Origin of the sequence: Sphingobacterium sp. UBA5789, from assembly GCF_002418355.1 — a bacterium.
Taxonomy (GTDB): Bacteria; Bacteroidota; Bacteroidia; order Sphingobacteriales; family Sphingobacteriaceae; genus Sphingobacterium.
This window is the reverse complement of sequence record NZ_DIDX01000004.1, coordinates 644,748-667,550: the sequence shown is the minus strand read 5'-3', so window position 1 is coordinate 667,550 and position 22,803 is coordinate 644,748. Positions and strand designations below refer to the sequence as shown.

The following is a 22,803-nucleotide window of genomic DNA, read 5'->3' as shown; positions in this document are numbered from 1 at the left end:
GTTATGCTGACTTTAAAGTGATTAATAATTTCTATTAATCACTTTAAATAATTCTTCACTCACCGTTTTACTTTGATTCACCGTCATAAAATGTCCGGCGTCTTCAATACGTGTAGCTATATTTTTAACATTCTTAGCAGGAAGAATATTATCTTTTGTCCCATGAATATGTATATAGTTTGTCGGTTCCTGTAAATTTTTCCAATTCAAAATTTCATTAATCGCCCACGTCATAAACAGGGGGTCTGTATCTTTTAATATTTCCTTGAGAAGTTGCTTATCTTCAGCTGTATGAATACCGAATAGCCATCCTAATACAGGATTATAGCTTTTGAATAGGGATGGAGGAAATATTTTGTGCAGTTTTAATCGACCCAATAATCTGTATAAAGCCGGAATTTCATGTCTTGTTTTAGCTGATGCGAGTAATATGAGTTTATCATATACTATTAATTTAGAGATCTCAACTGCAACCATTCCTCCAAAAGATAATCCTATTATAGTTGGATTATCAGTATGTATCATTTGAGTCATACGTGCAGCATACTGTTCAATAGATTCTTGACTGTGTGGAGGAATCCAATCCAGATATTCAACATCAAGACCATTGAAATCAATGTTACTAAATACTCTTTTATCCACACCCAATCCGCTGATAACATATATTTTCTTCATAACCGATAATAACCCTTGTCAATATAGGTAAAAGATAGATCTCCTAAAAGCTATTACTGCGCATTCTATCTGCGTAGCAGATTATAAATCAAAAGCCTAACTTTAGACTATTTAATATTATTTCATTGTAATTCAGCTTGTTGTTTTTTTTGTTTTAGACTACGAAAAAGGATTGCATAGTCACTTTTGATCTTTGTATTGACCTTGTTGTAAACAAGATAAAATATACTTGATATGAGAGATAGAATACTTAAAAAATTAAATGAAATTTCAGTTGCAGAAAATATAAAGATACTTTTTGCTTGTGAATCCGGGAGTAGAGGGTGGAAATTTCCTTCTATTGACAGCGACTACGATGTTCGCTTTATTTTTGTAAGAAAGCCTGATGCCTATTCAACTATTTTTCCAGCAGTTATGGATCTGCAGTTTCCGATCCATGAGGACCTCGATATGTATGGCTGGGATCTCAGAAAGGTACTTACTCTTTTATATAGTAGCAATGCGACACCTTTCGAATGGATACAATCTCCTATAGTTTACTGCCAGGAGCTAACTTTTAAAAAGTTTTTTTTACAGTTGATAGAGTCTTATTTTGATGAGCGAAAGCAAGTACATCATTACCTTGGGACGGTTAGGAGCAAGATCGATATCCTTGAATATAAAAAAGTGAAATTAAAGTCATTATTTTACGTGCTGAGATCTTTGTTAGCAGCAGAATGGAGTTTAAATAATAATTCATATCCTCCTATGATCTTTGACGAGCTGATGGTGTTGATGCCAAAAGATATATGTAATGAAGCAATAGACCTTGTCGCATTAAAGAGCAATGTTAATGAACAATTTGAATATACCTTAACCTCTTCTCTTAGACAATATATATCAGATAAATTCAGAAGTCTGGAAGCAAAAGCCAAATTGACAGAAAGCAAACAGTTTGATAAAGATCATTTAGAAGAATTTTTTAAATCTATATTACATCAATCATGACAATACAGGATCTTAAGAATCAAAAACTGATACTATTTGAAGCTATAGTTGGAAGTAAAGCATACGGTCTTGCTACAGATGAGTCAGACACAGATATAAAAGGAGTGTTTTATTTACCTAAAGACAAATTCTTCGGTATGGAGTACATTTCTCAGGTGAACAATTCTACCAATGATGAGGTTTATTATGAATTGGGACGATTTGTTGAGCTGTTGTCCAAAAGTAATCCTAATACATTAGAATTACTGGCCAGTCCTGAAGATTGTATTCTGCATCAGGATCCTTTGTTTAAGATGTTTGATATGGAAAGTCTTGTTACGCGTGAATTAGTGGAGACTTTTGCTAATTATGCTATGGCTCAGGTGAAAAAAGCTAAGGGATTAAATAAAAAAGTAAATAATCCATTAGACGAAACGCGTAAAAATCTTTTAGATTTTTGTTTTGTAATTGATGGCCATGAAAGTATAGCCTTACAAAAATGGTTGAAAATAAAAAAATGGAACCAAAAGCATTGTGGATTGGTAAAAATTAATCATAGCAAGGGGGTGTACGCTTTGTTTTATGATACCACTGGGATGCACAATTATAAAGGTATTTTGCTCAAAAATGATAGTCAGGAGGTTTCTTGCAGCTCCGTGAAGCCAGGAGAAGTGCTTAAAGCTTATTTGTTTGTGAATCAGGATGCATATTCTTCTTATTGTAAGAGTTATAAAGAGTACTTTGAATGGGTAAAACAACGAAACGAAAGTCGTTATCAGGGAACATTAAAACACGGAGGGGGATATGATGCAAAAAATATGATGCACACGATCCGCTTATTAGATATGTCAAAAGAAATACTTCAATACAGAAAATTGAATGTAAGAAGACCTGATAGGGAAGAATTATTGAAGGTAAAAAAGGGGACATATACTTATGAAAAGTTGTATGAGGAATGTGAAAGATCTATTAATGAAATCAACTCAATGCTGGATGTATGTGCTTTTGCGCAAAAACCGGATATTTCTAATCTGGAAAGTATTTTAGTGAAAATCAGAAAAGAGTTATATAAATAGTTTTTGTGATACACTTTTACACCAGTCATTTTATTTTAAAATGACTGGTGTAGATTCATAGGACAAATGTCACCTGAATATAAAACATGATATCCCAAACTATTTTTGTGGTCTGTTTGATCCGGATACTACCATATTCTTATTAAATTGTGCCTGTAATAAAATAAACGGCGGCTATGGCAGAGGAACATAACAAGACTGAATTTTGGGAATCAGCATTTAATGATAAAAAGGAAATGTGGGGTTTTGAACCTTCCAAATCTGCTGTGTTGACGAAAGATTTCTTTGTGCAGAAAGATCTCCGGAATATACTGATACCCGGAGTTGGTTATGGGCGGAATGCACAGATTTTTAGAGATAACGGAATAAAAGTTACAGGTATTGAGATATCACAGACAGCCATCCAGATGGCGGAAAAACATTATGGAACAGATATGCTTATTTATCATGGTTCTGTTACGGATATGCCTTTTAACAAGGAGTTGTATGACGGAATATTTTGTTATGCTTTGATTCATTTACTGAATGAAGATCAACGAAAGAAACTGATCAGAGACTGCTATAATCAATTGGTACCAGGAGGTTATATGGTATTTACAGTTATTTCCAAATCAGCACATACATACGGTCAGGGACGCCTGATCAGTACCGATCGCTATGAAATATACGAAGGTGTCCATATGTTTTTTTATGATGAAGATTCCATCCGGACAGAATTCGGGGCATTCGGACTATTCGGGATCACAGAAATAGACGAGAATCAGCCGTTCTATTTAATCAAATGTCAGAAAGAACAATAAAAGTAAAATCATGATAGTTTTGCAGATCTTATGCTAGTAGCGGACGGCCTCACTTTTTAAGCATTCTGTTTAAAGTAATTTTAATACGCATCCGTCTACCTCTCTTTAACGACGCTAAATATGGCAAAAAGACTTATTCTGATATTATTACTTTTTCTGGTTGCAGATATATATTTCTATCAGGCGATCACTACGCTTACAGAAAGTACATGGATCCGGACGATCTATTGGTCTGTAGATGTATTGTTGTTTTCAGGAATTATCGCTATCGTATTTCTCCGGAGAGCAGGTAACAATCTGCAACGATTCATTCCTGTATTGATTACAGCTATGCTGGTTATCTTTATTCCCAAACTATTCTCCTTTCCGATACTTCTGGCAGAAGATATGGTAAGGCTATTTCGGGGATTTCCGGCAAGGAGTATATATGTTAGTGAAGCAACATTAGCCCTTGCTGTTATTATGGTATTGATTATTCTGTTTGGCCTTACACGTGGTAAACATTTTTACAGAGTGAGAAAAGAGACACTCTTCTTTCCTGATCTTCCGGAAGTTTTTGACGGTTTTACCATTACACAATTGTCCGATATACATTCCGGAAGTCTGAATGATATCAAAGGAGTACAAAAAGGAATAGATCTTGCCAATGCACAAAACAGTGATCTTTTGTTGTTCACAGGAGATCTTGTCAATAATATGGCTAGTGAAATGGATCCCTGGATTCCATATTTCACAAAACTCAAGGCTCCCTATGGTAAGTATTCCGTATTGGGCAACCACGATTATGGAGACTACATCCGTTGGGATAATAAGGAAGCCAAGGAAGCCAATCTTAACCGTCTGAAACAGGTACATGCCGAAACTGGTTTCCGATTATTACTCAATGAAGCGGTAATTATCAATAAACAAGGTCAAAGTATAGCACTGGTAGGAGTAGAAAACTGGGGTAAGGGTGGTTTTCATCAATATGGCGACCTCAAAGAAGCCACTTCTCATATTCCTGATGATGCATTCAAAATACTGATGTCTCATGATCCTTCTCACTGGGATGAAGTTACCGTTGATCACAATCAGCGTGTACACCTCACTTTGGCAGGACATACACACGGGATGCAGTTTGGAATAGAGCTATTTGGCTTCAAATGGAGTCCTATTCAATATTTTTATAAACAATGGGCAGGTCTCTACCAGAGAGATGGTAAATATTTGTATGTCAATCGAGGATTTGGATATCACGGACTAAAAGGAAGGGTAGGTGTATGGCCGGAAATAACGGTGCTTACACTCAAACGAGAAGTTTAAGTGCTTATTTACTGCTGTAAGCGGATCTGGCAATAAAATTTATACGTTTATGTGGCTAATCAGATAACTCAGTAAAAAGTGGTATCTTGTATCTGTTATTTCATCCGGTACTATTATTACAAGGATGAAATAACAGATGATACAACAGCTATGGAAACGGATCAGTATCCCCGAATTTATCTTTACAGACGCATAGTACAGGCTAAGCTTTTTATAGAAAAGTATTATGCTGAAAAGATAGATCTGGACAATATTTCCGATGAAGCTTGTTTTTCAAAGTTTCATTTTATCCGATTGTTTAAGTCTGTTTATCAAAAGACACCTCATCAATACCTCACCAGTATCCGGATTGATAAAGCACAGCTCTTCCTTCAGGAAGGCAAATCTGTTCGCGATGCCTGTTTTTTAGTTGGATTTGACAGTATTTCAACCTTCAGCGGACTGTTTAAAAAAGAGGTAGGTATTAGTCCGGCTCAGTATGTAAATAATTATAAGCGACGTTTAGCAGATATAAAGCGTAGCCCTCTGGCTTTCGTTCCGGGATGCTATGCGTATATGCATGGCTGGAATGAAAATAGCAATTTTGAAGAAGAGTCATGAAAAATGGTTTCGGATTTTTGTAAGGATAACTTTAAACAAATAGATTATGATTACGAAAATGACCGTTACAAACATCCACGTTATTAATCAGGACAGTGCGTATGACTTTTATGTAAACAAATTAGGTTTTAAATTAGTTGATGATATTCCGATGGGTCCCGACACCCGCTGGCTCACTGTATCTCCTCCTGAACAGCCGGATTTGCAACTTGTCCTGTTTCCTGTCACTGTCAGCAAGATGTTTCCCAAAGAAACAGCAGAAACATTAATCGGACTTATACGTCAGGGAATATTCGGCTGTGGTGTACTGACCTGCAATGATATTTTTGCCACTTACGAAGAATTAAAGTCCAAAGGTGTCGAGTTTATCAAAGTTCCCACAAAGGAGTTCTATGGCACAGAGGCTTTATTTAAGGATGATTCAGGAAACTATTTTTCATTACAACCACTTAACAATTTTGATGATGAAAACCGTATTTGACCAAAATCTTAGAGCGCATTTGATATCCAGAATTCAGTTGTTAAATGAAGAAAGTAAACCTGAATGGGGCAAAATGAATGTGTTTCAAATGAGCAGACATTGTTCCATCTGGAACGATTGGGTGCTGGGGAAGAGTAAACAAAAACATAAACAATCCTTTATAGGAAAGATTTTCGGTAAAATAGCACTGAAAACCACCCTGAAAGATGATAAACCTATGGGAAAGAATATGCCGGCCGGAATATTTGTAGTAAAAGAAAAAGAGGGCAATCTAAATATTCAGAAGGAGGTCTGGACTTCTCAAATAGCAGAATACAGCCATTTTTCGAATGAAGGATTTGTACATGATTTCTTTGGCAGGATGAGCAAAGAACAAATCGGAATATTTGTTTACCAGCATATGGATCATCATTTAAGGCAGTTCGGAGTATAACTTCTTTCTCTGGCAGACTCATTTTTAAATTGAAGAAAGCTAAAATATTCATAGCTTATTAAATAATTCTTATATCAGAAAGCTTAATGCGGGCTTATGTTTAATCTCCCGAAAACGAGTTTCGGGAGATTAACTGGTTTGATTAGTTCGTGCGGTTTCTCTCCTCCTCATTTCCGAAATTCCTTTGTCTGGATTTTATTTCTTTGTTGCCGAATTTATAACTTACAGATATGCGGAATCCTCTGCTGTCGTGGTAAGATTTGACATCATTTTTGATCCCATTGGAGTAATAGCTGATAAGTGGTCTTTGTGCATTCAGCAAATCTTCTCCTGTAACTGTCAGCGTCAGATTTTTATTGAGCAATAAAAATTTCATAGAAATATCCATAATATGAAGCCTGGAAATATGGAAGATCTGATATCTTCCGGGAAGCTGTAACCCATAATTCAAACCAAAAAATATGGATTTTGACGAATTCAGGGTAAAATCGTTATTGCTGTAAAAATAAGCGTTATAGCCATCGACAGATTCTACGAAATTTGTTTTTGATTTCACATGCTGATAGTTTACATTGAATCCTGTAAAACTATTCCACCAGGACCATTTACTGAAATTGTAATACGTTGAATACCCGATCTGATAGGTGTCCGCATAGTTTAGAGGAGTGCTTTTTGTCACATTGCTTACCGGATCAACAATAGACAGTTCCTGTCCAAAATCTGAAACCCGAGAGAAGTATACCGAACTCATCCATTTCTGTTTGTAGATGTAGGAAAATTCAAGATTATCAATAAAAGAAGGTTTCAGAAACGGATTTCCTTCCGAATAATAGTAGGGACTGGTACGGATCACGAAAGGATTGAGATAGTCAAAATCCGGTCTGCGGATTCTCCTGCTATAATTAAGAGAAAATGAGTTACTGTCATTGGGTACATAGGTAACATAAGCTGTCGGAAAAAACTGAATATAATTGTTTTTATTAGCCTGATTCAGATTGGCGGAATATCCCTCTGTTTGCGTAGCTTCCATTCGCATCCCAAATTGCGTTTCCCAATGTTCATTCAGCTTTCTGTGAGCCGAAAAGTATAATGCTTCATTGTATTCTTTATAATTAAAAACATTAGACTGATCCGTATTCAGTATTGGTGTTCCGCTTAGATTGTCATATACCTGCAGATCGTTATTCGTATTTGTATAGGATATTTTTCCTCCGAAACTAAGATTAGCCCATTTGTAAGGTAAGGAAACATCTATCTTTCCTGAATAGTTTTTTATCGTATTGATATTGCTGTTTGTAGATGAAAAATAGCTGTTCGGGATGGTGGTACGGTTTGCGTCCAGTTCATGACCGGCAAAAGAACGGTAATCCCCCTTCTTATACCGGAAGTAGTCCAGATCCATAGTGATGTTCTTACCGGATGAATCTAAAGCAAGACTATGATACCAGTTAAGTGCATTCATTTCAGGCTTATTATGCGCTTCTACATCAGATGCAATGTAGGAATTTATGATTCCGTTTGAAGCATTAAATCTTGTAGTGAGGGGATTATTAGCAGAAGTACGGTCTGTGAAACTGCCTAAGTATTTGACTCCAGTAGTCCATTTGTCCGTTATTTTGTAATCTGCTCCCAATCCCAGACTCCAAATAGAACTTACAGATTTGTTTCGAACCTCCTCTGTCCATAATTCGTCTGTGTAGAAGATGCGTCTGTCTGAGCGGGTACTCAGTTTTTCAGTACCTTTACTCATACTGGTTTGTAAAGATAACCGATTATGATTGTAGTTGAATAATCCCTGCAGATTGCTTCCTGCATATGTTTTCTGCGTATAAGTTGTGCCTATATTCGCAGTCCAGGAATTAGCTTTTGCAGTTTTGAGTTTAATGTTAATCAGTCCACTGTTTCCTTCAGCATCATATTTGGCAGGTGGGGTAGTGATGACTTCAATGCTTTTGATGTTGTCTGCCGGAATAGATTTTAAAAAAACAGCTACATCCTCTTCTGACATCCGTTGTAACCGGTCATCTATCATCACCAACACATTACCCTTACCTACAATAGAGATATTTTCGTTTTGTACTCTTACCGTGGGTGTGGCTTTCAGTGCATCCAGAGCCGTACCTCCGGTAGCGAAAGTTGAATTCTCCACATGAAATACCAGTCTGTCTACCTTTTGCTCGATTTGTTTTTTTCGACCAGTTACCGTTACTCCGTCTAATTCGGTTACCTCATCTATCTCCACATCTGCCAGGGTTGTATCCTGACGTAAAAGGAGAGGTATATTCTTAAATTCTTTTCCGAATTGCTCAATGACCAATTGGTAATCACCTTTGGATGTTTGGATAGAAAAATATCCAAGACTATCTGTGAATGCCTGATGAATCCGGACTGAGTCCTTATTCAGGAGATTGATATGTACAAATTCGACAGGTTGCCGGCTTAGATTGACAATTCTGCCTTTTATCCAGATCTGTTGTCCCATAGCACTCAACTGACAAAGAATAGCAACTATAAAAAAGATAAATGTTTTCATGTGTTTAATGTTAAATCCGGACAAATATTCTCCGAAAAATAGTATTGGCCTATTTTTTTCGACAAACCCCTCCAGTTTATCTACGAATCCGTTTTTGTAGACTTTGATGAATGAGTACCTTTGAAAAAAACTAGTTAGATGTTGTATAAAGGAACATTATCAAAAGCAACGGAAAGATTCATCCATCTCATATTTTGGCTGATTGTAGTGTATTTTACATTCGTGAAAAATCCCTTATATGCAAAGTTTGCAGTACCGGATCTGTTTTACATGACTTACGTGATCTGTTTTGTTTCCACCTTTTACTTTCATTATCTGATCGTCATGAGATGGGCATTTAATGCCTTTAAATGGAAAAAACTGTTTTTGGGAATATTTATTTCCTATCTGGTTTTTACAGGTTTACGGTGGGTGTCAGAACAGGTGGTTACGGATGTATTATTTCATAAAGTCAATTATGTCAATACCACCTTTATCAGTTATATGCTGGATAATATGCATTACAGCAGTATGCCTATTGTTTTCAGTTCTTTACTTTGGTTTGCTATCTATTTTATAAGACTGCTGGAATACAATAAGATTATCCTGGAAGAAAACAAAAACACGGAAATTAAATTTCTGAAAGCACAGATCAATCCACATTTTGTATTCAATACCCTTAATAATATTTATTCAATGGTTTATTTTCAATCGGATAAATCGTTGCCTGCCATTGAGAAACTGAGCCAGATCATGCGTTTTACAACGTATGAGTCTCAGAAAGAAAAAATAAAGCTGGCAGATGAAATCGGCTATATTAACGCATATCTGGAGTTGGAACAGTTGAGACATGAGGAAAATGCTTTTGTTGAATTGCAAATGGAGGTACTGAATGAGGGTATGGAAATACCGCCTTACCTTTTGTCACCTTTAGTTGAAAATGCACTCAAACATGGAATTGCGTCTAATTCAGCTCCTATTATAATACATCTTCATGTCGATGCACAAAAACTGACTTTCAGAGTGGAAAACGGGATCGGAAATCATAAAAAGGATAAACTAGGCGGTATAGGATTGGATAATCTAAAAAAGCGTCTTGAAATATACTATCCGCAAACACATGATTTAAAACTGCAGAATAAGAATAACTTGTTTACAGCTGAACTGCAAATAAATTTATGATAAAAAGAAAAATAAACTGCGTCATCTTAGATGATGAACCTTTTGCAGTAAAACTTCTGGCAGATTATGCCTCTAAAGTATCACAATTGAATATTGTATATGCAGGGACGGATGCTTTTGAAGTCATTGAAATATTAAATTCCGCATCTGTAGATTTGATATTTATAGATATACAGATGCCTCAGCTCACAGGTATTGAATTAATGCAGATGTTTAACCAGAAGCACAATTTTGTTATCACTTCGGCTTATTCTGAATATGCATTAGATGCTTTTCAGTTTAATGTAATTGATTTCTTATTAAAACCGGTCACCTTTAACCGTTTTTATCAAAGTGTAGAAAAATTCAACCGCTGGCAAGCTGCGTTTGCAAACAGTGAGGCTGACAATTCGCTGTTTGTGAAAGTAGACCGCAAACATTACAAAATCCAACCGGATGACATCCTTTTTATAGAAGGACTAAAAGATTATATCCGTATTCATACGGTATCGGAGCGGATCGTGGTATTAGAAAATATGAAAGATATTCTGGACAGATTGCCGCAAAACCAGTTTGTGCGTATCCATAGGTCCTATATCATCCCTTTAAACAAAATCAAAGTAATAGAAGGAAATCAGATCGTCATGACGAATGGTGAATATCTTCCGATCGGGGAGACTTACCGAAAACTTATTGGTGAATGGCTGGGGAAAAATTAACCGGTCTTTCTATAAAATAATATTTCGCTTGAATGCACAGCCCAGTTCAATAATGGAATCTGTCTTTGCAATTCCCGGAATATTATCAATTTTTTCATACAGTAATTGCCTCATATGTTCATGATTTTTGGCAACGATTTTAATGTATAAAGTATAGTTTCCTGTAATGTAATAACATTCGGTGACTTCAGGGATTTTCTGTAATTCTTCAATTACCCGCTTTGAATCGTAATCTTTTTCCAGACTAATACCCGTGAAAGCTCCCCAGTCGTAGCCCAGTTTTTTTTCATTTAATACAGGTTTAGTTCCTTCTAATATACCCTGATCGGATAGTCTGCTTATGCGCTGATGAATCATCGTATTGGAAACGCCCATTTCACTGGCAATAGCCGAATAAGCCATTCTTCCGTCTGTGTCCAGCGTTTTGAGTATGCGGATATCAAAATCATCTAATGTATACATGGTTTTTGGAGTTGAATATTCAAATTTAGTATAATTTGTTATTTTTTAAGTCAAATTAAATATTTATTTGTGTTTTACATGTTATATTTTATAAGTTTGAAAATATGAATAATAATATTGAGGATATGAATATTCAAACCGATAAAACCAAAAGTGATGCTTTTATAGCAAAAGAAAACCAATATGGTGCACATAATTATCACCCGCTTCCTGTTGTATTAGAAAGAGGAGAAGGGGTATTTGTCTGGGATGTGGAAGGTAAAAGATATGTTGATTTTTTATCAGCTTATTCAGCTGTAAATCAGGGCCACTGTCATCCGCGTATTATCAATGCGCTGACCGAGCAGGCTAAAAAACTAACGCTTACTTCACGTGCATTTTTCAATAATAAACTTGGAGAATTTGAAGAATACATCTGCAGGTTATTTGGATATGATAAAGCGCTTATTATGAATTCCGGAGTAGAAGCCGTGGAAACAGCCATGAAACTCTGTCGTAAATGGGGATACCAGGTCAAAGGAATCGATAGTAATCAGGCAAAAATTGTATTCGCCAAGGATAATTTTCACGGGAGGACCATTTCTGTGATTTCGGCTTCTAATGATGAAGTCAGTACCCATGAATTTGGTCCTTTCGTAGATGGAATCATTCAGGTACCTTATAATGATGTCGAGGCTTTTGAAAAACTCTTAAAAGAAGATAAGAATATTGCAGGCTTTATCGTAGAACCCATTCAGGGGGAAGCCGGGATTATTATTCCTGATGAAACATATCTTTCTGCAGTCCGCCAATTGTGTACAGATTATAATGTACTGTTTATCGCAGATGAAATTCAGACAGGTATCGGACGTACAGGAAACTTATTGGCATCCTATGATGTCTTCGGATCTGTACATAGCAGTAAACCAGATATTCTCATTTTAGGTAAAGCATTGTCCGGAGGTGTATTACCGGTATCTGCAGTGCTGGCTAATGATGATATTATGCTTACAATCAAGCCGGGAGAACACGGATCCACCTATGGAGGCAATCCATTGGCTTGTGCTGTTTCCATAGAAGCGCTACAGGTGGTGCTGGATGAAAAACTCACTGAAAACAGCCGAAAAATGGGTGAAATATTGCGGGCCGGGCTGAAAGAAATTGCCGGAAAGATAACATTGATTAAAGAAGTAAGAGGAAAAGGATTATTAACAGCTATAGAAATGAATTGCTCTGAAGAGGATGAATTAGCCTGGAATCTATGTCTTGAATTCAAGAAAAATGGTCTTTTGGCCAAACCCACACATGGCAATAAAATTCGCCTGGCCCCGCCATTGGTAATCAATGAAGAACAGATAAGAGAAAGTCTGCGTATTATCGAGAAATCCTTAAATACTTTTGTATGAAAAGATCTATAGAACTGATTAAGAACAGATCTGATATAGGTGCAGGGACAAGAGGATCAGATCTGGGGATAGACGCAATAGAGATTGCCGCAATTAATAAAGGCAGTCTTTTCTTTAGAAAATATCCGTTTGTGGATGTACAGACACGTAATGATTCCATTTATGAGAATGATCTCAATCCATTCGGCAAACATATAAAACAGGTATATCAGCAATGTAAACAGGTGGCTTCTATTGTGGAAGACAGCATATTGAAGGAAAATTTCCCACTTGTATTCTCCGGTGATCATTCTTCAGCAATCGGTACGATCAGCGGTATAAAAGCTGCTCTTCCCGATAAAAGGTTGGGCGTGATCTGGATCGATGCCCATGCAGATATACATTCCCCTTATACGACGCCTTCCGGAAATCTGCACGGAATGCCGATCGCTGCAGTGTTGCAGGAAGATAATTTACTGTGCCGGATTAATGAGGTGGACAGCCATACACAGACATATTGGGAAAAACTAAAGCATGTAGGTACAGCTGAGGCCAAACTGGTAGCTGAAGATCTGGTATATTTTGGCGTCCGCGATACGGAGAAACCTGAAGATATGCTTATCGAAAGGTTGGGCATCAAAAACTATCAGGTAGGAGAAGTACGTGTTAAGAATGTAGAGCAATGTATTACAGAGGTATTTGAACAATTGAAAAACTGTGATATTATATATGTCTCATTTGATGTAGATAGTATGGACAGTGAAAAGATTTCTGAAGGAACAGGTACACCCGTACCCGAAGGATTCTTTCCTTTTGAGGTTACCTTACTCTTGCAGGAACTGATGCGTTCGGAAAAAGTAGTTTGTATGGAAGTTGTGGAAGTGAATCCTCTGCTGGATCATCATGGAAACAGAATGGCTGAAGTTACATTTGACATCCTGGAGAAAGTAGTAACTGTTATAGAAGGTACTGAGTAAAATCCGGAATAGCTTTCCTGTCAGCTTATAAAAACCGCTTCGAAAGAGGCGGTTTTTTATTTTGATAACAACTTATGTAGGTGAAATATTTTTATTTTTCTGTAAATATTAAAATAGACTTAAAGAGATATGATAACTCTCTGAAAAATCACTTAATTTTAAATGAGAATAGTAATCGTTTGTATTTTGTCAATATGAGATTTTGAGCGACGTGAAAGCAGAGAAGCAAATTAAATTCCTGAAGGAAAGATCAGCAGAATAAAGAAAAGTATGTGGTTACTGTCCTGGAATTTAAGAAAGATATTACGAATATTTTAGAAACGGGAACAAAATTGGGTGGCTTACAATTGAAATTTTCAAATTTTTAATAAGATGAAAGAGATAGAGGGAATACATCAGAGTATAAAAGGAGAATTACCCGATACGACAAGGATGGTTATCACAATAAAAAATGTTGACCATGTTGAAGAAGTCCTTAATAATGCTAAGGAAATTATGAAATGTATTTCTAACTATGCTTATACAGATAATTGGCCATCAGATGAAGAATGGAAATCTATCCTTCCGAAGTGGTTTGTGGAAAGTATGACCCAAAAATCTATCGAAACAATAATGAAAACCAAAGGCCAATGGCATTATGAATCTTGGATAGAGAGTATGTACCATAGAGCATGGGAATGGTATAGTTCGAAGATTGAAGGTAGTACAATAACGATTGTGCTTAAAATGCTTAATCTCCCATATATTTTTGAACAATTTCTTTATATATTTTATTCTCAGGGAGTACCAATGAGTAATATTACAGATAAAGATGATATATATGGGGAAACCCAACATTAAGTTTTAACGCTTTGCATGAAGCAGTTTTTTTTATTTAAACCATTTTTTTATCAAAGATCTGTTGACAAGAGCCGTTGATTTTTTTCTTTACTGATCCGGGAATTTAAGAAAGATATTACAAATATTTTCAGAAACTGGAAAAAATAAAATGCGACATACAGAAAATGTAATTAGAGTTATTGCACTAAAAATATTAAAGGATATTGAAATATAAAGAAATTGTAGACTCAACCGATAGCATTAATTATAGATAAATGAAAAGTGTAAAATGGTTTTGGATTGTAAACTGGTTATTAACCCTTATAAGTTTATTTTTTTTGGTTTGTTTTATAATAGATCTGAATAAATTCTCTTCACTAAAAAATGTTTATTATCTGGTGACTTTGGATGAGTCCATTACTCCCTTTCTTTTTATAATGGAGTGTATTCAGATTCCGTTAATACTAGTGATTTTATTATGGAAGAAGCAAGAAAGAAGAACTCTTCCATTATTTTACTTATTCTTTCTTATTACTTTATGCGTTTTGAAAATAGTATTATACTTTACTACAGCTCTTGGTTTTGCATATGGAGAGTATTAATTTATTCTTCAATAGAATCGGAAATTATATAAAATGAATTTTTAAAAAAACAAAAATAGGATGTTGTCACGCAGTGTTTATTGGGAAGGTAAGACTTTATTCCGATGAAACAGGAGAGCCTGTTTATTATCAGAATTTCAATTATATAATAAGAGAAATCGGAAAGGATGCTAATGGAAAGTATTATCGCATTAAGGACTAATGCTTTATAACGTCTTGACCACTTCATAAGTAGTGGCTTTTCTGAGATAAGAGAATATCCTCTTTTGCCTTGAAGAAGAATTGGCAGATAGTGCTTTAATACCGTCGGAGAGAAGGTTGAAAGTCAGATAGTTTATTAAGACAATAAGAATTATGATTCCAATAAGAGAAGAGTATGATAAAATATCAAACAGAGATTTAGTAAATATTATTTCGAAGGAAGGGAAGATTAATATTAATTATTATCCTGTTTTAGCAAAAAGAATGAAGGACGATTCTAGATTTGAAAAATTCTTATTGGCAGAAGTTAGCTCAGAAGATAATATCAATGAGGTATTTTTTGGTTTTGCTAAAATAGCGTGGATTCCGTTATTATCAATTATAGAATATAGTACATCTAACTTTATAAGGAAAGGGGTAATTGAGTTTAAGAAATGGTCAGAAATAGAGAAAGACGTTTTTATAAATTATATTAAAAACGAAAAAATAATTAAATACTTTTAATTCTGTAAAATATAGTGAATAAACTTTTGACTATTCTTAAATAACAGAGAGTGTACTTTTTGTAAGAGCGTGTTCAGAAAGCTGGATTTTGAAATTAGTCAAAATTGTCAAAGAAAACCGAACTGGAAAATATTAAAATCCAGTATAAAAGTCGACCAAACGGTGTTTATTCCTTCGCTATTTTCACTGTTTTTCTACTGTTATCTTTATCTTTTATGGTGAGATTCAGGCTTTCTCCGGTGAAGTAATTTCCAAAGAAAAGTTGACATATATCCTTGAATTCATCAACTTTATAATCATTGATCTGCAGAATAATGTCTCCACGTTTCAAGCCTGCTTTTTCAGCATTTGAACCTTCATATACAACGGAGACTATATAGTCATCATTCACAAGCTGGGAATCAAAACCATAAAAATTACTGTTCTTAACAATTTGTCTGGCCTGATAAGGGTGAAAATAAAAGTGTTTGTGCAGATAATCGAGAGTGATTACGCCATATTTACCAATGGGCATGCCTATGGCGTTTTTATTCTTATGCTCCGATACATTGGTTATAATGCTGTCCAGTATTCCGGGGCCGATTTCAATCTGATTAAGCAGTATTCTCCATTCATCTCCCTCTTTTCCGGCACCGAAGAGTCCTGATGAAACGGAGCCTTTGCCTTTATACAGCATTTTCACTTCTCCTTTATTATTCAATTCGTTATAAGTAGGGTAGGACACCGCTAAAAGTTTATCTGAGCCGCTGTCAAATAAAACCTGGAATGGATTACTGCCAGCTACTTTTATGTTCAAAAACGGCCTGCTGTTTTTGTCAAAAGCCAGGGCCATCCTTTCGTCAGGAAGTACGGTGAAGTTTTCGATTTTATCGGTCAGGATGAGCAATTTTTTTTCAAGATCGATCTGTACGATACTATGCTTAAGGATTGTACTTCCTAAAAGCCCATCTACAGAAAAACACTGCAAAAGGCCACTGGCAGACAAGTCATAAACCAGTGCCTGTGTATTTGAAAAAGCAATATTTCCGATTTGTATATCCGGCATTTTCACAACCGGAATGTCACTTGATTTGCCTGTAACATCCGTTGTCGCTATTTTATGTCTTGATTTAAGGTTAAGCTCTGCGCGTAACTGTTCTGATATCAGAAAAGGGGCGCCGGTATCCAGAATAAATCTTCTTTCTTTATTTTCAATGGTTAGCTTAATAATTATCTTATTCTTTACATACTCAAAGGGGATAGTATCACAGAAATTAGAAACCTTGATTTTCGAAGCATTCAGATTTTGTGCATACCCAATATCAGGTAGCATGAAAAGAAATGCCATCATGGCAATAAAAGATAATTTAGATAGAGTCATTGTTCAGCAACGATTAATAATCACAGTCCACAATATAATAAAATTGTATTTACTTCCAGTCACTCAAAATTCTGATAAAAAATATACTTTGCAATAGTATTGCAAGTAATAGTTTCATACATTTATGCGATCATGAAGTGTCTGATTATCATATGGGCCTTTTATTTTGTTGCGCTATCTATAGTTCCCTGTAGTGATGGCATAAATAAATGCGAAGATTTGTCTTCTTCTCAGCAGAAGGCAGAAGATTCGCTGCTTCATGACCACAACCAGGATCAGGACGATTACTGTTCCCCTTTTTGTCAGTGTAGCTGTTGTAGTGTTACACTGGCTGTATTTCATTTTGAAGTATTAAAGATGACCGAACCTTTTTCTCAGTTTACAACTGATAATGCGGCCGTAACCGGTTCATCTGTTGTCCGTACATATACCGGAAGTATATGGCAACCTCCTCAGTCAATAGCTTAGTTCCTGATACAGGAGCTGCTTCCTCATTCTCCTTTGTTTGCATTTATCAGAACAAAGGCTGAAAACACAGTTAGTCAATTACATATTACCGAAAAACAAAAATAGAATAGCTTGTGCTATACGCGACCTGTTACGTATTGTTCCTGTATGAATGCAGAACAATCGTATCTATGTTTTAAATAGCATATAAGATCTATTTACACTGTCACTGTACAGTATCAATAAAAAAATTAGATGGCATTAAAAGAAGAAATGGAACAGCAGGGTAACTGGTTGTTCCGATACAGAAGTATTTTACCCGTTGGCATTCTGGTGCTTGCACTGATCATTTTTATAGAGATGAAATTAAAGCAAAGTCCATTATCAGCATGTGATTATGTTTTTGAATCATTCTGTTTACTCATTAGTCTCGCAGGCTTATTGATCAGAGCCTATACAGTAGGATATTCACCTAAAAATACCTCAGGACGTAATACAGCACAGGGGCAGGTCGCCGATACACTAAATACTACCGGCATATACAGTGTCGTCAGAAATCCTCTTTATCTGGGTAATTTCTTTATGTGGCTTGGCCTTGCATTACTCACGGAGAACGGATGGTTTGTCATCAGTTTTATCCTCCTTTACTGGATGTACTATGAGCGGATCATTTTTGCCGAAGAACAATTCCTCGAACGTAAATTCGGAGATCAATACACCGAATGGGCCAAAAGAGTCCCTGTGTTCATCCCTAATTTTAATAAATTCAGCAAACCCGACATAAAATTCAATATCATTAAAGTTCTGCTCAAAGAAAAGAACGGCTTTTTTGCTTTGTTTCTGTTATTTAGTTTCTTTAATGTTATTGAGGAATATATTCGCAAACATACACACTACAATATGGTTTTTATAACAGGTTTTCTGATTGCAATGGTTAGTTATCTGATATTAAAGTGGCTAAAGGTGAGTATGTCCAATGAAAACTGATAAAATAAGCATGGCTATGAAAAATGAAATAGAAAACAAGCTCAAAGCTAAAAACACGAAGCCAACGAGTATGCGCATATTGGTGTATGATTTTTTAGCTTCTCAGCAAGTAGCCTTATCTCTTTCCGAAATTGAAAATTACTTTTACCCGGCAGATCGTATTACTCTATACAGAACGCTAAAGACTTTCGAAGAGAAAGGAATTGTACACAGTATACAGGAGAATAATACCAGTAAATACAGATTGTGCAATGACGATTGCAGTGAACAGACACACAGAGACTGGCATCTGCATCTATATTGCAAGGTATGTAAGCAGACAACTTGCAGGACAGACATTAGTTTCAAGCAGCCTTCAGGTGCTGCAGTGCAAATAGACGAAGTAAGATTATTTGCCAAAGGTATATGTGAAATCTGCCTGCCCAAAAGTATGCAATAGTATTGCAGATATAAGCTGGTTAGATTTGTATCCGTGAATAAATGATTAAGTATTGAAATAAAAAACTATCAGATCATGACAACAAACAACAACAATACACCGAAAAATAATACCGATTGCTGCACATACACCGAAAAAATATATGAAAAAGCAGGAGCGAAGGATCTTATAGACGGCAAAGGAAAAAAAGATGACCATAATCATGATCATGGCGGACATAGTGATGATGACGGTCATGATCATTCTAATGTAGAAGGAAGTCCCTTTAAACTCTTTCTGCCAGCCATTATTTCTTTTGTGCTGCTGATGGTGGCTATTACTTTTGATAACTGGCTGCCTCAGTCCTGGTTTACAGGATGGGTGAGAACTCTCTGGTATGTAATTGCTTATATACCTGTAGGACTTCCGGTTATCCGAGATGCTATAGTCAGTGTTAGCAAAGGAGATGTATTTTCCGAATTCTTTTTAATGACCATAGCCACTGTGGGAGCATTTGTTATTGCTGAATACCCTGAAGGTGTTGCCGTGATGCTGTTTTATGCTGTAGGTGAAGTTTTTCAGACATTGGCTGTGTCAAGAGCCAAAGGAAACATCAAGGCATTGCTGGATCAGCGTCCGGATGAAGTCACGATTCTGGTCGATAATCAGGCAAAAACAGTCAAAGCAGAAAGTGCTCAGATCAATGATGTGATACAACTCAAACCCGGAGAGAAACTGGCATTAGATGGTGAACTCTTATCAGAGTCGGCTTCCTTCAATACGGCAGCACTGACAGGGGAGAGTAAGCCGGATACAAAAGCGAAAGGTGAGGTTGTACTGGCCGGGATGATCAATCTGAATACAGTGAGTCTGGTAAAGGTGAGTACAGCTTATACAGACAGCAAGCTGAGTAAAATACTGGAATTAGTACAAAATGCGACTGCGCAAAAAGCTCCAACTGAACTATTTATACGCAAATTTGCTAAAATATACACGCCTATAGTTGTTGTATTAGCTATTATTATTTGCCTTGTTCCGTACTTTTTTGTGCAGGATTACCAGTTCAATGACTGGCTGTACAGAGCATTGGTTTTTCTGGTTATTTCCTGTCCGTGTGCATTGGTGATTTCTATACCTCTTGGTTACTTCGGCGGCATTGGGGCAGCCAGCAAAAACGGCATCTTGTTTAAAGGCAGTAATTTTCTGGATGCTCTGGCTGAAATACAGCATGTAGTAATGGATAAAACCGGAACAATGACCGAGGGTGTTTTTCAGGTTCAGGAAGTAAACTTTAAACCGGAGTATAACCAGACCGAGATATTGGGAATGGTAAATGCGCTGGAAAGCCACAGCACACACCCGGTAGCTACCGCCATACATCAATATGTAGGAGAAATAGACAGCAAACTTATTTTAGAGCATACGGAAGAAATAGCGGGACATGGATTGAGAGCACAGATCAACGGAAAAGAGCTGCTGGTCGGTAATTTCAAGCTGATGGATAAATTTAAGATTGCCTATGATGTCGATCCCTCTTCCATAGTATACACCTTGATAGCCGTTGCGTATGATGGACAGTTTGTCGGCTATATGACTATTGCCGACAGTATTAAAGAGGATGCTGCAGAAACGATCAGACTTTTGCATAGTTTTAATGTAAAGGCGACGATGCTCAGCGGTGATAAAAGTTCTGTGGTACAATATGTAGCAGGACAGTTAGGGATTGACAATGCCTTCGGAGACTTATTGCCAGAGGACAAAGTAAGCAGACTTAAGGAAATAAAGGCTGGAAATGTACGTGTAGCCTTTGTTGGTGATGGCGTAAATGATGCTCCGGTGGTGGCCTTAAGTGATGTCGGTATAGCGATGGGGGGATTGGGCAGTGACGCAACCATTGAGACTGCTGATGTGGTAATTCAGGATGATCAACCATCTAAAATTCCGATGGCTATCCGGATCGGAAAGCAAACAAAACGCGTGGTATGGCAAAATATAACGTTAGCATTTGTCGTAAAAGGAATCGTATTGATTCTGGGTGCCGGAGGTCTGGCTACCATGTGGGAAGCAGTTTTTGCAGATGTAGGCGTTTCTTTAATTGCCATTCTGAATGCTGTACGTATACAGAAGATGAAATTTTAGAAAGATAAGGAATAAATGGTCTTTTCTGATTTCGCTGTCCGGAAGCGGGTATAAAACTTCCGGGCAGCAAATCAGATAACACACTGTAGAATTAAAAGGTTACCGCAGTTGTTTTATTAAATCCTGTTTTAACAAAAGGTTTCAGCTGAGGTGTAAATAATTGTGGTGCAAATTCAATTTCCTTTGTTGTCTTGTTGACAATCCATTGCGATCTCTTCTCCAGTATAAATTTTAGTCTTTGCTCCGGTGACAGACCTGGCAGGGTATAGTAAGTGATATGTTCGCCTTCTTTTCCGTTATTCTCCCGATAAATCCCTTTAATACGTACATTGTTCCTGGTTTCAAAAGATTTGATAAAGGGGCCGTCTTCATTTGCAATTTCCCAACGGGGATCTTTCGGACAACAAACCGATCCGTACTGTTCGGACCGATAAGATACAAAGTGATCTTTAGGTATATCCGGATTCTTAAAATCAAGCTGAGGATGACCATTTCCGGATATGCGCATACTATCCACGCTAATCTGATCTTCATTTCTTTTAATATGATAATACACATTTGTCGTAGCGGGCTCCAGAACAATACCGTTTTTGGTAGCATCTTCTGCTACACGCTGGTAAAACTCCCAGTCCGGAACTATGAGAATAAACTCCTTTACCGAAGGATAAAATGATGTTGAATTTTTGAACAAATCTACAGGCACTCTGGCAGATAAGAAGAATACATGTAATGTGTCCTGATCTTCTTTCAGAGGTATATCGATCAGATAATTATCACCCTGATGTGCGACATGCTCATTTTCAATCATAATGACTTCACGATAAGCAGTGTCCAAAAAATTGACTACCGTATCGCGGACGGTAGAGGAAAGTGAAGAATTACCCGACTTTTGCAGGTTCATGCAACTGCAGGCAAAAGCAAGTACAGAGGAAAAAGTGAAAACAACTAATTTTATCATAAGCGGGTTTTTAGTATTAACAGTCTATCCGTTTCTTAGTTTTAAAGATATCACTGTTTGTACTAAATGTAATATCCTGATCTATATTTGCAGGAAAAGAGTTGATAAGCGTATAATTCACAGGAATATTTTTCTTCTCTGATTATGAAAAGCAGCTTGAACATCCTATTTTTACTGCATAACCTGATTACGGATGAATAGAATAATAAACGGTGTAATACTCGTTTGCTTTATAGCACTGGTTTCCTGCAGCACATATAAATTTATTGAAGGCTCTTTATTAAAGAGTTGGGGAATCAAACCGGGAGAAGCAGCAGTCCTGAATACATCAGATTCTAAAATATACAGATTCCTGATTATCAACAACTCGTCTGAGGATAATGATCTGACTGTTAAAAATGCAGATGGCACATTAATACGACAGATTGCACAACATGATACTGTAGAAGTGAAAGCGGCACTGAATGGCATTCGTATTGAAAACAGCGCTGTAAAAGACGCTATTTTTACCCTGAGTGTCTTCTTGAAGCGGGAGACCTTTAAAATGCCCGAAGTTAAAAAGCAGCCGCTTTGATTGCAGGCGTTAATACTCCTATCAAAGAATGAACCTGGCTATTAATAGCGCATTTCCTCACAGTTGTAACCAATTTTATTTAAGAAACTAACGATATCATCCATACGAAAGGACTGACCTTCCACACGCAGTACATTGTCACAATCCATCAGATCAAAATTAATGGCAAATCCCGGATATTTTTTAAGGAGTTGCTGGACAATTAGATAGGCTATGTCAGAATTAGCAACATCTGTTTTATATACTTTTATCATCATATCATTTAT

At 36.5% G+C, this 22,803-nt stretch carries 24 protein-coding genes; 18 read left to right on the top strand and 6 right to left on the bottom strand.

The window, feature by feature from the left end; all coding sequences use genetic code 11:
- Nucleotides 1–21: 21 nt before the first annotated feature.
- Complete coding sequence (locus B4B65_RS12200; protein WP_293915864.1) at nt 22–675, bottom strand: alpha/beta hydrolase; 654 nt, start codon at nt 673–675, stop codon at nt 22–24.
- Nucleotides 676–909: 234 nt separating this feature from the next.
- On the opposite strand from B4B65_RS12200, the gene B4B65_RS12195 reads away from it, so the two are divergent.
- From B4B65_RS12195 to B4B65_RS12165, 7 genes are all read left to right on the top strand, one after another.
- A complete protein-coding gene (locus B4B65_RS12195; RefSeq protein WP_201679310.1) occupies nt 910–1,662 on the top strand; it encodes a nucleotidyltransferase domain-containing protein in 753 nt (250 codons plus the stop codon).
- Nucleotides 1,659–2,717 (top strand): DNA polymerase beta superfamily protein, encoded by a 1,059-nt coding sequence (locus B4B65_RS12190; RefSeq protein WP_293915863.1) that lies wholly within the window; start codon nt 1,659–1,661, stop codon nt 2,715–2,717. Before B4B65_RS12195 ends, B4B65_RS12190 begins: the two co-directional genes overlap by 4 nt.
- A gap of 176 nt (nt 2,718–2,893) precedes the next feature.
- Nucleotides 2,894–3,517, top strand: coding sequence for a class I SAM-dependent methyltransferase (locus B4B65_RS12185; RefSeq protein WP_293915862.1), 624 nt, complete (start codon nt 2,894–2,896; stop codon nt 3,515–3,517).
- A gap of 120 nt (nt 3,518–3,637) precedes the next feature.
- The gene (locus B4B65_RS12180) at nt 3,638–4,819 is read left to right on the top strand and encodes a metallophosphoesterase (RefSeq protein WP_293915861.1); all 1,182 of its coding nucleotides are present in this window, start codon (nt 3,638–3,640) and stop codon (nt 4,817–4,819) included.
- A 150-nt stretch (nt 4,820–4,969) separates the two neighbouring features.
- Nucleotides 4,970–5,419 carry an AraC family transcriptional regulator gene (locus B4B65_RS12175; protein WP_293915860.1) on the top strand — a complete coding sequence of 150 codons (450 nt, stop codon included), beginning with the start codon at nt 4,970–4,972 and terminating at the stop codon, nt 5,417–5,419.
- A 46-nt stretch (nt 5,420–5,465) separates the two neighbouring features.
- Nucleotides 5,466–5,900, top strand: a complete 435-nt coding sequence (locus B4B65_RS12170) for a VOC family protein (RefSeq protein ID WP_293915859.1) — start codon at nt 5,466–5,468, stop codon at nt 5,898–5,900.
- Nucleotides 5,884–6,333 (top strand): DUF1569 domain-containing protein, encoded by a 450-nt coding sequence (locus tag B4B65_RS12165; protein WP_293915858.1) that lies wholly within the window; start codon nt 5,884–5,886, stop codon nt 6,331–6,333. The genes B4B65_RS12170 and B4B65_RS12165 overlap by 17 nt, the downstream gene beginning before the upstream one ends.
- Before the next feature lie 142 nt (nt 6,334–6,475).
- Here B4B65_RS12165 and B4B65_RS12160 read toward each other — a convergent pair whose 3' ends face one another.
- Nucleotides 6,476–8,866 (bottom strand): TonB-dependent receptor, encoded by a 2,391-nt coding sequence (locus B4B65_RS12160; RefSeq protein WP_293915857.1) that lies wholly within the window; start codon nt 8,864–8,866, stop codon nt 6,476–6,478.
- Between the two features lie 222 nt (nt 8,867–9,088).
- On the opposite strand from B4B65_RS12160, the gene B4B65_RS12155 reads away from it, so the two are divergent.
- Nucleotides 9,089–10,027: a sensor histidine kinase gene (locus tag B4B65_RS12155; protein ID WP_293915856.1), complete on the top strand. Its 939-nt coding sequence runs from the start codon at nt 9,089–9,091 to the stop codon at nt 10,025–10,027.
- On the top strand, nt 10,024–10,725 hold the full coding sequence (locus tag B4B65_RS12150; RefSeq protein ID WP_293915855.1) for a LytR/AlgR family response regulator transcription factor: 702 nt from the start codon (nt 10,024–10,026) through the stop codon (nt 10,723–10,725). The genes B4B65_RS12155 and B4B65_RS12150 overlap by 4 nt, the downstream gene beginning before the upstream one ends.
- A 9-nt stretch (nt 10,726–10,734) precedes the next feature.
- Here the strand turns inward: B4B65_RS12150 and B4B65_RS12145 are convergent, their stop codons facing one another.
- Nucleotides 10,735–11,187, bottom strand: coding sequence for an Lrp/AsnC family transcriptional regulator (locus tag B4B65_RS12145; RefSeq protein WP_201679304.1), 453 nt, complete (start codon nt 11,185–11,187; stop codon nt 10,735–10,737).
- Between the two features lie 104 nt (nt 11,188–11,291).
- Between B4B65_RS12145 and rocD the strand changes: the two genes are divergently transcribed.
- From rocD to B4B65_RS12125, 4 genes are all read left to right on the top strand, one after another.
- Nucleotides 11,292–12,572, top strand: a complete 1,281-nt coding sequence (gene rocD / locus B4B65_RS12140; RefSeq protein ID WP_293915854.1) for an ornithine--oxo-acid transaminase — start codon at nt 11,292–11,294, stop codon at nt 12,570–12,572.
- The gene (locus B4B65_RS12135; RefSeq protein ID WP_293915853.1) at nt 12,569–13,528 is read left to right on the top strand and encodes an arginase; all 960 of its coding nucleotides are present in this window, start codon (nt 12,569–12,571) and stop codon (nt 13,526–13,528) included. Before rocD ends, B4B65_RS12135 begins: the two co-directional genes overlap by 4 nt.
- Before the next feature lie 372 nt (nt 13,529–13,900).
- Nucleotides 13,901–14,368: a hypothetical protein gene (locus tag B4B65_RS12130; RefSeq protein ID WP_293915852.1), complete on the top strand. Its 468-nt coding sequence runs from the start codon at nt 13,901–13,903 to the stop codon at nt 14,366–14,368.
- Between the two features lie 935 nt (nt 14,369–15,303).
- The gene (locus B4B65_RS12125; RefSeq protein WP_293915851.1) at nt 15,304–15,654 is read left to right on the top strand and encodes a hypothetical protein; all 351 of its coding nucleotides are present in this window, start codon (nt 15,304–15,306) and stop codon (nt 15,652–15,654) included.
- A 166-nt stretch (nt 15,655–15,820) separates the two neighbouring features.
- Here the strand turns inward: B4B65_RS12125 and B4B65_RS12120 are convergent, their stop codons facing one another.
- Nucleotides 15,821–17,014 (bottom strand): aspartyl protease family protein, encoded by a 1,194-nt coding sequence (locus B4B65_RS12120; protein WP_293915850.1) that lies wholly within the window; start codon nt 17,012–17,014, stop codon nt 15,821–15,823.
- Between the two features lie 132 nt (nt 17,015–17,146).
- Between B4B65_RS12120 and B4B65_RS12115 the strand changes: the two genes are divergently transcribed.
- The 4 genes from B4B65_RS12115 (at nt 17,147) to B4B65_RS12100 (ending at nt 21,005) form a co-directional block, all read left to right on the top strand.
- A complete protein-coding gene (locus B4B65_RS12115; protein ID WP_293915849.1) occupies nt 17,147–17,482 on the top strand; it encodes a DUF6660 family protein in 336 nt (111 codons plus the stop codon).
- 234 nt (nt 17,483–17,716) lie between these two features.
- A complete protein-coding gene (locus B4B65_RS12110) occupies nt 17,717–18,448 on the top strand; it encodes a methyltransferase family protein (RefSeq protein WP_293915848.1) in 732 nt (243 codons plus the stop codon).
- Between the two features lie 16 nt (nt 18,449–18,464).
- Complete coding sequence (locus B4B65_RS12105; RefSeq protein ID WP_293915847.1) at nt 18,465–18,887, top strand: Fur family transcriptional regulator; 423 nt, start codon at nt 18,465–18,467, stop codon at nt 18,885–18,887.
- A gap of 75 nt (nt 18,888–18,962) precedes the next feature.
- Entirely contained in the window at nt 18,963–21,005 is a 2,043-nt protein-coding gene (locus tag B4B65_RS12100; protein ID WP_293915846.1) for a heavy metal translocating P-type ATPase, read from the top strand.
- Nucleotides 21,006–21,096: 91 nt separating this feature from the next.
- On the opposite strand, the gene B4B65_RS12095 is transcribed toward B4B65_RS12100, so the two are convergent.
- A complete protein-coding gene (locus B4B65_RS12095; RefSeq protein ID WP_293915845.1) occupies nt 21,097–21,963 on the bottom strand; it encodes a hypothetical protein in 867 nt (288 codons plus the stop codon).
- A 193-nt stretch (nt 21,964–22,156) separates the two neighbouring features.
- On the opposite strand from B4B65_RS12095, the gene B4B65_RS12090 reads away from it, so the two are divergent.
- Nucleotides 22,157–22,537: a hypothetical protein gene (locus tag B4B65_RS12090; RefSeq protein WP_293915844.1), complete on the top strand. Its 381-nt coding sequence runs from the start codon at nt 22,157–22,159 to the stop codon at nt 22,535–22,537.
- A 41-nt stretch (nt 22,538–22,578) separates the two neighbouring features.
- Here B4B65_RS12090 and B4B65_RS12085 read toward each other — a convergent pair whose 3' ends face one another.
- Nucleotides 22,579–22,794 (bottom strand): hypothetical protein, encoded by a 216-nt coding sequence (locus tag B4B65_RS12085; RefSeq protein ID WP_201679293.1) that lies wholly within the window; start codon nt 22,792–22,794, stop codon nt 22,579–22,581.
- Nucleotides 22,795–22,803 lie beyond the last annotated feature (9 nt).

Bases quoted from the DNA above. Each gene is read 5' to 3' on its own strand.
- B4B65_RS12200 (WP_293915864.1), bottom strand. From the start codon at position 675: ATGAAGAAAATATATGTTATCAGCGGATTGGGTGTGGATAAAAGAGTA.
- B4B65_RS12195 (WP_201679310.1), top strand. From the start codon at position 910: ATGAGAGATAGAATACTTAAAAAATTAAATGAAATTTCAGTTGCAGAA.
- B4B65_RS12190 (WP_293915863.1), top strand. From the start codon at position 1,659: ATGACAATACAGGATCTTAAGAATCAAAAACTGATACTATTTGAAGCT.
- B4B65_RS12185 (WP_293915862.1), top strand. From the start codon at position 2,894: ATGGCAGAGGAACATAACAAGACTGAATTTTGGGAATCAGCATTTAAT.
- B4B65_RS12180 (WP_293915861.1), top strand. From the start codon at position 3,638: ATGGCAAAAAGACTTATTCTGATATTATTACTTTTTCTGGTTGCAGAT.
- B4B65_RS12175 (WP_293915860.1), top strand. From the start codon at position 4,970: ATGGAAACGGATCAGTATCCCCGAATTTATCTTTACAGACGCATAGTA.
- B4B65_RS12170 (WP_293915859.1), top strand. From the start codon at position 5,466: ATGATTACGAAAATGACCGTTACAAACATCCACGTTATTAATCAGGAC.
- B4B65_RS12165 (WP_293915858.1), top strand. From the start codon at position 5,884: ATGAAAACCGTATTTGACCAAAATCTTAGAGCGCATTTGATATCCAGA.
- B4B65_RS12160 (WP_293915857.1), bottom strand. From the start codon at position 8,866: ATGAAAACATTTATCTTTTTTATAGTTGCTATTCTTTGTCAGTTGAGT.
- B4B65_RS12150 (WP_293915855.1), top strand. From the start codon at position 10,024: ATGATAAAAAGAAAAATAAACTGCGTCATCTTAGATGATGAACCTTTT.
- B4B65_RS12145 (WP_201679304.1), bottom strand. From the start codon at position 11,187: ATGTATACATTAGATGATTTTGATATCCGCATACTCAAAACGCTGGAC.
- rocD (WP_293915854.1), top strand. From the start codon at position 11,292: ATGAATAATAATATTGAGGATATGAATATTCAAACCGATAAAACCAAA.
- B4B65_RS12135 (WP_293915853.1), top strand. From the start codon at position 12,569: ATGAAAAGATCTATAGAACTGATTAAGAACAGATCTGATATAGGTGCA.
- B4B65_RS12130 (WP_293915852.1), top strand. From the start codon at position 13,901: ATGAAAGAGATAGAGGGAATACATCAGAGTATAAAAGGAGAATTACCC.
- B4B65_RS12125 (WP_293915851.1), top strand. From the start codon at position 15,304: ATGATTCCAATAAGAGAAGAGTATGATAAAATATCAAACAGAGATTTA.
- B4B65_RS12120 (WP_293915850.1), bottom strand. From the start codon at position 17,014: ATGACTCTATCTAAATTATCTTTTATTGCCATGATGGCATTTCTTTTC.
- B4B65_RS12115 (WP_293915849.1), top strand. From the start codon at position 17,147: ATGAAGTGTCTGATTATCATATGGGCCTTTTATTTTGTTGCGCTATCT.
- B4B65_RS12110 (WP_293915848.1), top strand. From the start codon at position 17,717: ATGGCATTAAAAGAAGAAATGGAACAGCAGGGTAACTGGTTGTTCCGA.
- B4B65_RS12105 (WP_293915847.1), top strand. From the start codon at position 18,465: ATGAAAAATGAAATAGAAAACAAGCTCAAAGCTAAAAACACGAAGCCA.
- B4B65_RS12100 (WP_293915846.1), top strand. From the start codon at position 18,963: ATGACAACAAACAACAACAATACACCGAAAAATAATACCGATTGCTGC.
- B4B65_RS12095 (WP_293915845.1), bottom strand. From the start codon at position 21,963: ATGATAAAATTAGTTGTTTTCACTTTTTCCTCTGTACTTGCTTTTGCC.
- B4B65_RS12090 (WP_293915844.1), top strand. From the start codon at position 22,157: ATGAATAGAATAATAAACGGTGTAATACTCGTTTGCTTTATAGCACTG.
- B4B65_RS12085 (WP_201679293.1), bottom strand. From the start codon at position 22,794: ATGATGATAAAAGTATATAAAACAGATGTTGCTAATTCTGACATAGCC.